This is a genomic window from Micromonospora sp. NPDC048842, assembly GCF_040649935.1.
GTDB classification, from domain to species: Bacteria; Actinomycetota; Actinomycetes; order Mycobacteriales; family Micromonosporaceae; genus Micromonospora; species Micromonospora hortensis.
The window spans coordinates 180,877-192,993 of the sequence record NZ_JBEZGK010000004.1 but is presented as its reverse complement, the minus strand read 5'-3'; the positions used below and the strand labels follow the sequence as shown (position 1 = coordinate 192,993).

General features: G+C 67.4%; 13 protein-coding genes and 1 other RNA gene. 7 read left to right on the top strand and 7 right to left on the bottom strand.

Annotation, left to right across the window (positions count from 1 at the left end; translation table 11 throughout):
* Positions 1–57 precede the first annotated feature (57 nt).
* Entirely contained in the window at positions 58–819 is a 762-nt protein-coding gene (locus tag AB0C19_RS07975) for a sulfite exporter TauE/SafE family protein (RefSeq protein WP_266304789.1), read from the bottom strand.
* Between the two features lie 127 nt (positions 820–946).
* On the opposite strand from AB0C19_RS07975, the gene rnpB reads away from it, so the two are divergent.
* From rnpB to AB0C19_RS07955, 4 genes are all read left to right on the top strand, one after another.
* Positions 947–1,362, top strand: an RNA gene (rnpB, locus tag AB0C19_RS07970) — RNase P RNA component class A.
* 662 nt (positions 1,363–2,024) lie between these two features.
* On the top strand, positions 2,025–2,168 hold the full coding sequence (locus tag AB0C19_RS07965) for a hypothetical protein (RefSeq protein WP_357181165.1): 144 nt from the start codon (positions 2,025–2,027) through the stop codon (positions 2,166–2,168).
* Between the two features lie 74 nt (positions 2,169–2,242).
* Complete coding sequence (locus AB0C19_RS07960; RefSeq protein WP_357181162.1) at positions 2,243–2,770, top strand: hypothetical protein; 528 nt, start codon at positions 2,243–2,245, stop codon at positions 2,768–2,770.
* Positions 2,771–2,772: 2 nt separating this feature from the next.
* Positions 2,773–4,245, top strand: a complete 1,473-nt coding sequence (locus tag AB0C19_RS07955; protein WP_357181159.1) for a HEPN domain-containing protein — start codon at positions 2,773–2,775, stop codon at positions 4,243–4,245.
* Positions 4,246–4,580: 335 nt separating this feature from the next.
* On the opposite strand, the gene AB0C19_RS07950 is transcribed toward AB0C19_RS07955, so the two are convergent.
* The 3 genes from AB0C19_RS07950 to AB0C19_RS07940 form a co-directional block, all read right to left on the bottom strand.
* Positions 4,581–4,772, bottom strand: coding sequence for a DUF397 domain-containing protein (locus AB0C19_RS07950; RefSeq protein ID WP_357181156.1), 192 nt, complete (start codon positions 4,770–4,772; stop codon positions 4,581–4,583).
* A 120-nt stretch (positions 4,773–4,892) separates the two neighbouring features.
* Positions 4,893–5,084, bottom strand: coding sequence for a DUF397 domain-containing protein (locus tag AB0C19_RS07945; RefSeq protein ID WP_357181152.1), 192 nt, complete (start codon positions 5,082–5,084; stop codon positions 4,893–4,895).
* Complete coding sequence (locus tag AB0C19_RS07940) at positions 5,071–5,877, bottom strand: helix-turn-helix transcriptional regulator (protein ID WP_357181149.1); 807 nt, start codon at positions 5,875–5,877, stop codon at positions 5,071–5,073. Before AB0C19_RS07940 ends, AB0C19_RS07945 begins: the two co-directional genes overlap by 14 nt.
* A 266-nt stretch (positions 5,878–6,143) precedes the next feature.
* On the opposite strand from AB0C19_RS07940, the gene AB0C19_RS07935 reads away from it, so the two are divergent.
* Both AB0C19_RS07935 and AB0C19_RS07930 read left to right on the top strand, forming a co-directional pair.
* A complete protein-coding gene (locus AB0C19_RS07935; RefSeq protein ID WP_357181621.1) occupies positions 6,144–6,410 on the top strand; it encodes a hypothetical protein in 267 nt (88 codons plus the stop codon).
* Positions 6,407–6,661, top strand: a complete 255-nt coding sequence (locus AB0C19_RS07930; protein ID WP_357181147.1) for a hypothetical protein — start codon at positions 6,407–6,409, stop codon at positions 6,659–6,661. Before AB0C19_RS07935 ends, AB0C19_RS07930 begins: the two co-directional genes overlap by 4 nt.
* 72 nt (positions 6,662–6,733) lie before the next feature.
* Here AB0C19_RS07930 and AB0C19_RS07925 read toward each other — a convergent pair whose 3' ends face one another.
* From AB0C19_RS07925 to AB0C19_RS07915, 3 genes are all read right to left on the bottom strand, one after another.
* Positions 6,734–9,529: a TIM-barrel domain-containing protein gene (locus AB0C19_RS07925; RefSeq protein ID WP_357181144.1), complete on the bottom strand. Its 2,796-nt coding sequence runs from the start codon at positions 9,527–9,529 to the stop codon at positions 6,734–6,736.
* A 184-nt stretch (positions 9,530–9,713) separates the two neighbouring features.
* Positions 9,714–10,085, bottom strand: coding sequence for a hypothetical protein (locus AB0C19_RS07920; protein WP_357181142.1), 372 nt, complete (start codon positions 10,083–10,085; stop codon positions 9,714–9,716).
* 47 nt (positions 10,086–10,132) lie between these two features.
* Positions 10,133–10,513: a hypothetical protein gene (locus AB0C19_RS07915; RefSeq protein WP_357181138.1), complete on the bottom strand. Its 381-nt coding sequence runs from the start codon at positions 10,511–10,513 to the stop codon at positions 10,133–10,135.
* A gap of 195 nt (positions 10,514–10,708) precedes the next feature.
* Between AB0C19_RS07915 and AB0C19_RS07910 the strand changes: the two genes are divergently transcribed.
* Positions 10,709–12,091 (top strand): hypothetical protein, encoded by a 1,383-nt coding sequence (locus AB0C19_RS07910; protein ID WP_357181135.1) that lies wholly within the window; start codon positions 10,709–10,711, stop codon positions 12,089–12,091.
* The last annotated feature ends 26 nt before the right edge of the window (positions 12,092–12,117 follow it).

The window sequence follows — 12,117 nt, the reverse complement described above, 5'->3', positions numbered from 1 at the left end:
CGTGGATCTTGAGCGGGGGCCGGGCGCCGGGGGCCGGTCGGGGTGCGGGCGGGCGGTTTAGTTCAGGGCGCGCCAGAGCAGGTAGAGGCCGATCGTCGTACCGAACACCACGATCACCGTCTTGAGCACCACCGCCGGCAGCCGGCGGACGAGCCTGGCGCCCGCGTACCCCCCAATGAGGGTGGCCGGCGCGACCACCGCGACGGCCGCCCAGTTCAAGGGGCCGAACAGGGCGAACACCACGAGCGTCGTCAACCCCACCACCGCGGAGAGCAGGTTCTTGATCGCGCTCACCCGGGCCAGTGTCGCGTCCAGCACCAGGGCCAGCCCGGCCACCAGCATCACCCCGAGCGCCGCACCGAAGTAGCCGCCGTACACCGCACCGAGCGCGACCATCGTCTGCACCGCGACAGTCCGCCGACGCGGCGACAGGTCCCGGGGGTGACCGACCAGGCGGCGCAGCGGGTCCTGGAAGGCCAGGACCGCTGTCGCGCCGAGAACAAGGAAGGGTACGACCAGCTCGAACGCGCGGGCCGGAGTGGCCAGCAGCAGCAACGCCCCGAGAATCGTGCCCACGATGGTGGTAGGCACGAGCGTGGCCAACGCGCGGGGGCGCGGCAGGTCCTGCCGGCTGCCCGCCACGCTGGCCAGGTACCCGGGGAAGACAGCGACGGAGTTGCTGACGTTCGCCGGCACCGGAGGCAACCCGATCGCGATCATCGCCGGGAAGGTGATCAACGAACCGCCACCGGCCACCGCGTTGACAGTGCCAGCGGCGAGACCGGCGGCGAGCAGCAGCGCGGCGTGGGAGAGATCCATAGCCCCACGAGGCTAGCCGTCGCCCTACGGCAAGCATTCGCCGGATCGTCCGTGAGCTGCGCGATCTTGCTCAGGCAGGGCGGCAATACCCGCAGCACGCTCGTCGTTAGGATGAGGGCGCGACGGACGAGTCGACCGGGCGGCCGCGTCGGCGGGCTTCGGCCCGCCGCCGAGGAACGTCCGGACTCCACAGGGCAGGGTGGTTGTTAACGGCAACCCGGGGCGACCCGCGGGAAAGTGCCACAGAAAACAGACCGCCGACCCCAACGGGGACGGTAAGGGTGAAACGGTGGGGTAAGAGCCCACCAGCACCCCGGGTGACCGGGGTGGCTCGGTAAACCCCACCCGGAGCAAGGCCAAGCAAGGGCCGTCACCGCAAGATGACGACCCGGCGCAGACGCTTGAGGGCTGCCCGCCCGATGTCTGCGGGTAGGCCGCTGGAGCCTGCCGGCAACGGTAGGCCGAGATGGATGGCCGCCGCCGGCGCAAACCCCTTGGGGTACGCGCCGCGCACAGAATCCGGCGTACAGGTCGACTCGTCCGTCGCCTACCAGCTCAGATCCGTGATCGAGGCCCTGAGCTGGTTCTATGTCCGGGTGTCGATGGTCGTTGATGGTCAACTTTGGCCGACGTTTGACGCCCTCGAGACTCCCTGACGCCCTGGACACGCCCTGAGCGCTGGCTCAGTTGACCCCTTCTCGGGCCGGGCTGGCTGTGCCGCTGTGAGCCGTATGAGGGGCCGGCGCTTGATGGTTCCGGAGAGGGTCGGCGGCTGTTGGGGAGGGCCGGGCGCGTCCTGGCGGTGGAGCTGGTGCCGCAACCCGGTGACTCGGTGGCAAGCCAGTCCCAGGGTTGGACTGGCGCGGCAGACGGAAGCCCCGACCACTCGACCAGATCGGCCTGCCGGCTTCCGTCATGGCCTCGCTGAGGCTGGTTCCTCTTACCGCGCGGGGGCGGTGTCCCGGCGGCTGTCGGTGGCTCACCGCCCCGGCGCCGTAGGCGGCCGGAGCAGCTTGCCTCCCGCCGGGCTTGCCGCCCCGCATCGCGCGGAGCGCGGTGCCTTGATCCAGAACAGAGGAAATCGGTAGTAGCGCGGGGTGACGTGCGGGGGGTGAGGCGCCCTAACCGCCGCCGCTGAGGTTGGTCGCGAATGGCCCTGCGAGAGTGTCAGGACGAATCTGTTTGCGGAGTACGAAGGCGACCGAGTGGGACTGTCTGTCTACCTTGCCGGCCAACTCTTCGATGCCGTGGCCGACCTCTACCAGCTTCGCCCGAACGACATGCCGACGCCCGGCGAGATCTTCGCCCGCTTCCTGGGCTGGAATGATCCCCGCAAACGCAACCAGTGACCATGACCTATCGGCGCCGTCAGCTACCAACACGGCTGACACGAAAGACTCCCCCGCTCCCCTAAAGTCGAGCGGTGAACCTCAACGACCTTCTCAAGATCGTCCTCTCCTCGTCCCAGGGTGACTGGCGTTCCATGCCCGGCCCAATCGCTCCCGAAGTTCTCGGCGAGGTACAGGAGGGGGACCGGCACTGGCTGGAGGTTTCCGGGCACTACCAACGCTGGGTGTTTGTGCCGGACGTGAGAGTTTCGATCGCTTACGGAATGCCGACATCGCTGAATGCTGAGCCCCTAACCTTCGAATGGACCTTTCCCGACCCGAAGGTTTATCAGGCATATGGCGACATTCTTTACAACGGAAGCCCTGTTCACCGAGCATGCCTTCTGCACGTCGATGGCGCACGAGCCATCCTTCCGACGCCACGGAATGAAGTAGCTCCGAGCGGCGGACCTTTCGGCATGGAGCTGTTTGCCTATAGCGCGACCGAATCTGAGATCGCCTTCGCTCGCCTTGTCGACGGACTTGCCGGACACGGCGAATTCGATAGATACCTCCAGCGAGCGAGCATCGTTCCGGTCCCCGACTCAGCCGAGCGGGGGTAACAATGCAACCGCTTGATGTGATGGGCTCGTTCTGGCTCCCTGGGCATGAACGGATTGCACGATATGGCCGCCTCGTGTTCAACACAAAAGACGGCGGTACTCTTCACCTCTCGGACGCACTCGCCGAGATGGCAGACAACGGCGAGACGACCGAGAAAGAGGGCGGCAAGCGGAATCATGTCGTCGGATACATCCATGAGCCGAACTGCATGCGGCCGGTAACGCTCCTCGATTGCCTGTGGCTTTCGCCAACGAAGTACCACGCGCACATGATCCTCATCGGCGCACACTTCGAGCGTGAGGAAGACACAGTCTTCGACTCAGTTAGCGTTCGATTCAATGACGCTGCGGCATGGGTCGGTAAGGATGCAATCTCAGACGACGTCGATCTGGCCGTCGGCGGCGTCGAGAGGCGAGAACTGGTAGTGCGACTCGACAGGCCGCCCAGTAAAGCAGCGCGCTTCGAGCGAGGCGCCGTTGCGCTCGACTTCCGCTGGTCCCGGCAAGACGTCGACCACAAGAGCCTGACTATCGAGCAGTGGCCGCAATTCGAATTGACTTACGACGAGAAGACGCCGGTAGGCGAGATCGTCGAAGACACCGGCCACATATGCAACCTGATGTCGCTCTGCACCGATCGTCCGGGGCTCTTTGAGAGTGTCTACCTCTACCGAGCAGACCTGCCGATGAAGGCGCTCTCCGGCGACCCGTTTCCCGACTCCCAGCAAGCCATAGAACTAAAGGCGCGCCTCGGTGACCGCAGTCTACCCGGCAACGCGCGAGTGCTCTCAGCACCCGAGGTGCCCGTTCCGTTCGATGACATCGGTATAGCAGGCGTAGCAACCTGGCTAAACCAGTCGCCTAGCATCACGCCCATCATCGGCGCCCTGCTCACGATGAGGCATCACGGAATCTACAGCGAGAACCGCTTCCTTAACATTGCATCAGCGGCCGAGGGTCTTCATCGAGCAACCGTAGGCGGCCGATACCTTCCCGAATCTGCATTCAGACGTTTGCGGCGACAACTCAGGGAACATGTCCCAGAAGAGCACCACAAGTGGTTCAACGATCTAATGGGACACGCCAACGCTCCCAGCCTCGTTCAGCGACTCACCGAACTGACGGGGGAACTTGGGGATTCGGTCCATTCCCTCGTGGGCAACAACGTTGAGGCATGGATTCAGGCGATAAAGAGAATTCGAAACGACCTGACTCACCTCGACGAGGACCGACCAATGTACGACGGTGGCGATCTACTTCATCTCGCTGAGAGCCTATTCCATGTGACCCGCCTGTGCCTTCTGTTGCGTATCGGTTTGAACCCCGACCGCCTCCCTTGGATAACCAGAACAATCCGGTTTCGCGGGAACTTTGTTCGTGTCGAGGACGCCATCGAGCGCATCTTTCCGCCGCGACCAGCGGTAGAGGACAGCGACGAAGTGACCGGGGGTGTGACCCCTGGGGCGCAGGCTTGAGGACCGCCGAGTGGTAGCAGGAGCCTCGCTGCCCGGGATCCGAGGTCGGTCGTTTCAACTCAACCATCAGGCACAGACGCCCGACGAGCAGGAAGAACGCCACTTTCGGCAGATGCCGGCCGCCCAAGAAACCAGCCCGCCCCCGTGGCCGGCCGCCCGGCCCGGCTATGGCAGCGGACCTTGACGGAGGGTCGGACTGTGGCAACGCGGACGATGGTCTGCTCGGCTTGCCGGGTCGATGGCAGGCGGCGTGGCCTACCGGAACCACGAGCACGACGCTGGACACGAGCCTCTCGATGTACGACGTCCCAGCGCGATGGCTTGCCTCGCGTCGGTTACGGCTGCTCGGCGATCTGGGTGACGCACGCGGCCCAGGTAACGGGGGCGAAGGTCAGTGCCGCTCTAGTGACGTCCTTCGAGTCGCGAACGGCCACAACACCGGGCAAGTTGCTTGCTACCTCGACGCAGTTCCCGCCGCTCGCGCCGCTGCGCGTGGACTTGCGCCACCGGGCGTTACTGAGGTCCATGATGGCTCTCAACTTCCTTTAGGAGGTCGATGGACTGCCGGCGCGGTAGCGCGGTGATCTGGGACGTGGTCGATTGCGGCGCTTTGGTCCGGGGCAAAGCCTTCGCGCGTCTGGCTTTGGCTACGGCCGTTCGGTGAGCTGCGCGACGAACGCCCGCCACGCAGTCGGAGCAAAGGTCAGGGCCGGACCGGCAGGGTCCTTGCTGTCCCGGACACCGATGACGCCGGGCAGGTTGTCGGCGACCTCGACGCAGTTGCCCCCGGACGATCCGCTGCGCCGGGACTTGCGCCAGGTGGCGTTAGTGAGGTCCATGATGGCTGTGCACTTCCTTCATCAGCTCGTTGGACTGTCGGCGCGGGAGTGCCTCGTTCCTCACGTTCTCCCACCTCGTCTGAAGAGTATGTAGCCCATCTTCGTTGTCGACCACGATCCCGCCTAGCTGATTTTCGAGGTGCCCGACCCAGGTCCCGTCACCAGCCCGCGCCAGCGCGAACGGCCCGGACAACCCGATGTGCAGGCCAGCACCAGCCGGGATCACATGCACGTGAACGTGGGGCAGCTCGGCGACCGTGATGAGGTGGGCGACCTGCTCGACCATGATGCCGGCGTATTCGTCGCCCGCGCGGTGGAGCGTGGACTCATCCAGCACGGCCACCACCTGCGGCGGGCTGTCGCCGGTCAGGATCTTGTGTCGGCTCATCCGGGCGCTTACCTGCTGGTCTACCTCGGTGGCGGACATGAGGTCGTTCAGGCGCATCACGACGCGGGCGTAGTTCTCGGTCTGGAGTAGGCCCGGGATCAGTAGTGGCTCGAAGAGACGGAGCTGTCGTGCGCCACGCTCGGCGTCCAGCCACGGCAGGAACCACGACGGTGCGCCGAGTTTCACCACTAGGCGACCGAACAACCCGTCGTTACTGAAGGCGCGGTCCGCTCCCCGGATGAAGTCCATCGTCAAGGCGCGGGTGCCGCTTTCCACGGCGCTGACGTGTGAGGCGCTGAAGCCCGCAGCGCGGCCGAACGACTCTTGCGTCATCCCTGACGCTCCGCGAGCACGGCGGATCTCGCTCACGATGAAGTCCGCGAGAGGGCTTGGCACGTCAGCCATACATCTCTCCTCAAATCGGAGATCCACTACCCGAGATGCCACACGCCTGGAGCCTGTTCTGCCAGCTCCGGCCCGGACACCTGGAACGCCTTCCGAGCGTAGTGGTCTCCACAGCAGAGTGTCACCAGGCGGCGCGGCTGGCAGGCCCACGAGATCCGGCGGTCGCGTTCGTAGCGGGGCCGCTCCCGACGGGCGAGCACTCACGGGAGTGGCCCCTTCCCAACGGCACCAAGGGGGAGACCGTGCCCGACGACAAACCCGAGAAGATGGGGGCCGGTGACGTGGTCCTCCTGACCACCGCGGCGAGCGTGCAGTTCCTGCGCCCGATCTTCGTACGCGTCATTCGCGAGCTGCCCGAGCGGCACACGTACGCCGGGTGGGTCTGGATTGAGGGCTACCAGCTGAACGCGGCCGGCGACGCTGTGGCGCGGCGCGAGTTGTTCGTGATGCGCGCGGGCGTGCGGCTGCAAGCCCTGCCCGCCAAACCGACCAGGCCAACCAAGCGTCCGCGACGTCCGGTGCGGGTCGGATGACCCCGCACCTGCCGATGCGTCCAGCCTGGCTGTGCCGCAACTGCGCCGCGCCCTGGCCGTGTGCGCCGGCGCAGCTCGCTCTCGTGACCGAGTTCTACGGTCATTCGATCGCGCTGGCGTTCTACCTGGCCGCGTCGATGCAGGAGGCTATCGACGACGTGTACGGCCTGGGGCTGCGCCCGGACCCGTCCGCGATGCACGCCCGGTTCCTCGGTTGGTTGTCGCTGGCCCGCCGGCCCCACCGACGCTGAGCCCAGCCAACAGACGAACCGGCCGGGTGGGTTGCCCCACCCGGCCGGTGTCCGGATCCCTGCGAACAGGCTCTAGTGCTTCTTGAACACCGGCATGGTGTCGAGCGTGGTGGTGATGTTCTGCGTGGTGCCGCCCCGGTACGTCTTCCCGGTGAAGATGTCGGTCCAGCTGTTGCCCGGCGGGAACCACACCGACGTCGTGGCGGTGGTGCCGGGCGTCGTCACCGGTGCCACCAGGTAGTCCGGTCCGTAGAGGTACTGGGAACCGGCGGTGGCGTAGGCGGCCTGCTCATTCGGGTACGCCAGGTACATCGAGCGGACGATGGGCGTACCGGTCCGGGTGGCCTCCTTGGCTGCGGCGTAGGTGTACGGCAGCAGCTTCTCCCGCAGGTTCAGGAACTTCTTGGCCGACGCGTTCGCCGCCGGGCCGTACTGCCAGGGCAGCCGGTCGCTGTGGTTGGAGTGCAGCCGGTCGATCGGCTGGAACGTGCCGAACTGCACCCACCGGGCGTAGAGGTCGTCGGGCAGCTTGGTGCTGCCCGGTTCGCTGCCCGGCTCCTGGAGGCCGCCGGTGTGCCCGCCGATGTCGTGGCTGACGGCGGCCAGCCCGGTCGCTGCCGACTCGCCCGGCGTGTAGCCGACCTCCATCTGCAGCGTTGACCAGTCGGAGGTGGTGTCGCCGGTGAAGTGCAACGTGGTGCGCTTGTCGGCCCACGGTCCGGTCGACACCGGGGTCGGGCTGCTGTAGCCGCCGGCCTGCAACGAGCCGTACGCCCGGGAGAAGGCGAAGCCGGTCTTGTCGGCGTACTGCTTGTTGATCCAGGCGTCACCGGTCACGCCGGCGAGCGAGGACTTCGTGTTGTCGCAGCACCAGTCCAGCCACCAGAGGTCCGGGCCCTTGGTGCCCTTCGGGATCATCCCGTCGTGGAGCTGCATGTACGCAGTGAGCTGGTCCGGGTCGCCGAAGTCGAACGCGTAGCAGTCGGGGCCGCCGTTGCAGCCGACGCGCTGGAGCTTGCCCTTGGCGGTGGCCTGCGCCTTTGCGAACTTCGGGTCCGAGCCGAGGATGCTCGGGTGGATGTTGATGCCGGTGTGCAGGCCCTGCTTCCTGGCCCAGTCGAAGAACGCCTTCGGGTCGGGGATCCGGGTGGGGTCGATGCTCCAGCCGTTCCACTTGTCCGGCGCCTTGACGTCGGTGTCGAGGACGAGCACGTCCAGCGGGACACCCTCGGCCTTGGCCCGGGTCACCAGGTTCTGGAACTCGGCGGCGGTGCGGTCGTAGTACTCGGAGTACCACACCCCGTACGCCCACTTGGGCAGCAGTTTCGTGGGCCCGGTCAGGGTCGACAGGTCCTGCAGAGCGCGGGTGAAATCCTGCCCGTACGCGAAGACGTAGCCGTCCTGCTCGGCGGCGGGCCGGGGCTTGGTGGTGCTCAGCGCCGAGGCCGAGTCGTCGAGCAGGTACCAGCCGTCCTGGTAGAGCAGGCCCGGAGCGGTGAGGGCGGAGCCGGTCACGCCGTCCAGGCCCCGGCGGTAGCCGCCGAGCGGCGCGTGCGGGGCGAGCAGCGGGGAGCCCTTGCTCGTGACGGCGACCGTGTCCACGTTGACGTTGCAACTGGCATCCGTGGGGCACCCCAGCGTCACCGTGTTGGTGCCACGGTTGAGGTGGACCGGGACGGAGACGGTGTTCCAGTAGTCCCATCCGCTGGTCGGCGGAAGGGTCGCCGTGACCGGCGCCGCCGTTCCCGCCGTGACCGACATGGTGCGCGTCTGGCTCGGCTGGGCGGCGGCCTGACCGTTGGCGTAGCGGATCTGCACCTGGTAGTCACCGGCGGACGGAACATCAGTCACTGTGAGTGTGTCGGCGGACGTGGTGCTTTCCAGGCCGGCCAGGAATCCCGTACCGGATGCGCCGTTGTGGTCGTTCGCGGGCCTCGCGCCGCCGGTCAGCGCGCCGGTCTCGGCCTCTCCCAACGTGCCGAACCGCAGGGGCTGCGGCTGGGGCGGGGTCGGCGCCGGGAACGAATCACCCGGGTTGACCACCGCGAGGCTGTCGACGTTCACGTTGCCGGAGTCGTTGGAACCCCGCACGACGCTGATCTCGTGCCGGCCCGCCGTGAGGTCGACCGGCACGGTGGCCAGGCCCCAGGTGTCCCAGTTCGCGGTGGGCGGCAGCGTCAGCGTGTGGCCGGCGTCGCCGTCGACCTGGACAGTCAGGGTGCGGTCCACGTTCTGGCCGTCGCCGCCGGTGCTGTTGGCGTAGCGGACGGCGAGCTGCTTCGTGCCGCCCTCGGGAGCGTCCAGCGCGAACGTGACCGAGTCGCCAGACGAGGCGAAGCCGGCCGCGAAGCCGCGTCCGGTGAATCCCTGGTGGTCGGTGGCCACGCCGGGGCCGTTCAACTGCAGCGATTCGGCCTCGCAGAGCGCGCCGAACGCGCAGGTCGGGGCGGTGTGGCCGGCCCAGGGTTGGCCCTGCACTACCTGCTTGCCGGTCTTGAGCCGCACGGTGAGGTTGTCGGCGGTGAACGCGCCCGAGCCGACCCGGTAACGCACCGTCATCGCGCCGGTGTCGATGGTGAGCCAGCCGTTGTCGACGTGCTTCGTGAAACGCGTGCGGGGGAAATCGTCGCGCCCGATGGCGTTGAACGTGGCGGCGTCGGTGAACCTGCCGTCCTTCTGGTACTCGGTGCGGATCAGGGTCGGGGACAGCACCTCGAAGCGTGCGTCACCCGACCGTACGGCTCCGTCTTGCGCCCGGTGGCGGCTCGCCTGGGCCGGCGCGGACGGAGCGAGCGCCAGCCCCGTGATGAGAATGCCGACGGCGGCGGCTGCTGTCGCGCTGCGGCGGGGTGAGTTCCGATAGAGCAAGATGCGCTCCTCGTCTCAAATGGAGGAAATGAGTCGATGACAACGCTGTCACTCGCTCGAAACGCATGTCAACGGGCCTCGGAGGGTGTCCCTTCTCTCTTTCGTCATCCGCCGTACTCGTCCGACAGGCGTCGCTGCGCACGGTGACGAAGACGGGTCGCCGGGCTACCGCACGACCCTCGGATCAGACGTACGGGGTCCAGGGCTCGGGCTGTCTGGCGTCCCAGCCCAGCTCGTCGAGTGCGCGCAGGACCGCACCCACGCGGGGAGTCCAGAAGAGCAGGACCTGGTCGCGTCCCTCGACCTCGAAGCAGACGGCCGTCGCCGGGACCGGGATCCGTCGGTAGAACGGATGGTGCGCCAGCGCGGCCACGTTGAACTGCTCCAGGGTGTCCGATCCGGAACGCGACGTGAAGGTCAGCGTCCTGTCGTCGGCGTGCAGTTTCACTGTCGGCCAGGCCATTCGTCGGACAGCCCTGAGGGGGTTGCCTCGGGTGACGTCGAGGCGGTCAACGTAGGTGAGCCCGCCACGCGCATCGAAGGTTTTCGAGATCACCGTCGGATGGTACGGCGGCTTCGAGGGCCGAGGCGCGGGGGCGGCGACTACCAGATGAGCGCGCGCTCGTCGATGAATCGAGGCGGTTCGCCGAGGAAGGTGTCGGCCGGAACTGCGCCATGTGCCAGGTTGAGCGTGTCCAAGCGGTACAGCCATGCGCCGTCGGATCCGGTGAAGCGGTAGTTGATCTGCCAGCGCAGCCATTCGCCGTGAGCGAGTCGCACCGCGGGTGGCCGGCGGTGACGGCGCGGCCTACCCCAAGCCGACGCGAGCAGGTCAATCCGGAGCTGACCGTCCACCAGCCGGAGACGCACCTCGCTCCGGTACGACACGCGTCGCAGGCCCCCGCGGGGCTCGAACCCATCAGCCTCCGCCATGTCCACCTCGTGGGTGAGCGGCGCCGCCCGTGCCGGCAGGACGAACGACACCGGTACGGCGTTACGCCGGGTCGCCTCGGCACCGCCGCGCGAACGCTTCGTCCACGACGTACGAACCCACTGCACCACGGCATCCACACCGGGATACTCGGCCCCTACCTGCTCCGACACAACTCAGATTCACACCACGGATTCGGCGCACTGTCACCCCGTCTGCGGCTTGACCTCGTGCTGGACGATGGGCTGGTGAAGGTACGGCGACCGTACTTCGACCGTCTCGCACTCCTGGTGTTCGGGATACTGCTGCTCACCGGAGCTGTCGGCATCGCGTACGCGCTGATGGACATCGCCTGGGTCGGCCTGTTCCTGGGCGCGGCGGCGGTGGCGCTCGGCCTGGCGACAGGTGGCCGGCTGGTGCGCGACGCGGTGTTGCCGTTCCGCGTCGACGTCGACTCGCACGGCTTGTCGGTGCGGATTCCGAAGCTCAAACGCCACCTGCCGTGGGACGAGGTCGCCGCTGTCGTGCTCGCCGACGCTCCCGGGACCACCGTTCAACGCATGCTGCGGGGTCCACGGTTGCTCCTGGTGCCTGCGGCCGGAGTGAGCCTGGGCGTCCCGCTGCCCGAGAAGAGCCCGGTGGACGGCCAGGCGGCCGTCGAACTGTTCGAGCTTGGTGAGGTGGCCTACAAGGAGGACCGGTTCGCGCGGGACCTGGCGCTGCTGGCGGGTGAGCGCTTCCATCCTCTGTTCCGGCCACCGATCCCGCCGACCAGCGGTGTTCCCCTGCGGCCCTTTCCGGACCAGCCCGACAGTGCCCGGCTCGAGCGGTGGCTGGACCGGCGCAGGGCCCTGCTGTTCGTCGGCTGGTACCTGCTCGTCCTCGTCCCGTCGCTGTCGCTCACCATCGTGGCGACACAGCACAACGAGTTGCTCGGCGTCATAGTGCTGGTCGTGTCCCTGATGGTGGTCGGCATCATCACCACGGTCGTTCGACACGTCACCGAGAGCTGCCGGGACCTGCTCGACGACGAAGCGAGGATCGACGGCACCGACCTCGTCATCGGTGCTGGTCCGGAGTCGCCCCGGATCAGCCTGGTTTCCGGGGCCGTCACGGTGCTGCAACCGGGCCAGCTCAAGGGCTTCGGCGATGCGTGGGTGCTGGCCCGCTCGGCAGACGAGGAACCTCCCGTTCCCCTGCTGCTCCTCGCTGATCCGCGTACCGGACTGCTCCGCGATCGGGACGACCTGCGTGCACTGGAGGCGGTCCTGCGTGGCTCTGCCGAGGAGCGGGACCGCGCCGCGGGTCGGCAACTCGACGAACTGGCGTCGCAGGCACCGACATCCGTCGCCTCGCCCGTCACGCCCTCAGCGGGAGCCCTGCCGGACCGTGCTCACGGGACAGCCCTGTGGCAGGCGTCGAAGGGGGTGGGACGTGCCGTAGTGCTGCTCGGCGTCGTGGTCACCGTGATGATCGCGGGCGGCTGGGTGGTCGAGGAAACGAACGTCGTGGGGCCCGCTCTGATCGTCACCGCCATCGGCATGTTCTGCGTGTGGATCTTCTACGCGGTGTTCCGCGTAGTGGCGCTGCTCAGGGCGCTACTGACGATCGTCGCGCGCGCGTTCCGCTGAGGCGGATTCCCGGCGCACGGCAAGGC

Coding starts and splice junctions, on each gene's coding strand:
- AB0C19_RS07975 (WP_266304789.1), bottom strand. CDS start 819: ATGGATCTCTCCCACGCCGCGCTGCTGCTCGCCGCCGGTCTCGCCGCT.
- AB0C19_RS07955 (WP_357181159.1), top strand. CDS start 2,773: ATGCAACCGCTTGATGTGATGGGCTCGTTCTGGCTCCCTGGGCATGAA.
- AB0C19_RS07950 (WP_357181156.1), bottom strand. CDS start 4,772: ATGGACCTCAGTAACGCCCGGTGGCGCAAGTCCACGCGCAGCGGCGCG.
- AB0C19_RS07945 (WP_357181152.1), bottom strand. CDS start 5,084: ATGGACCTCACTAACGCCACCTGGCGCAAGTCCCGGCGCAGCGGATCG.
- AB0C19_RS07940 (WP_357181149.1), bottom strand. CDS start 5,877: ATGGCTGACGTGCCAAGCCCTCTCGCGGACTTCATCGTGAGCGAGATC.
- AB0C19_RS07935 (WP_357181621.1), top strand. CDS start 6,144: ATGGGGGCCGGTGACGTGGTCCTCCTGACCACCGCGGCGAGCGTGCAG.
- AB0C19_RS07930 (WP_357181147.1), top strand. CDS start 6,407: ATGACCCCGCACCTGCCGATGCGTCCAGCCTGGCTGTGCCGCAACTGC.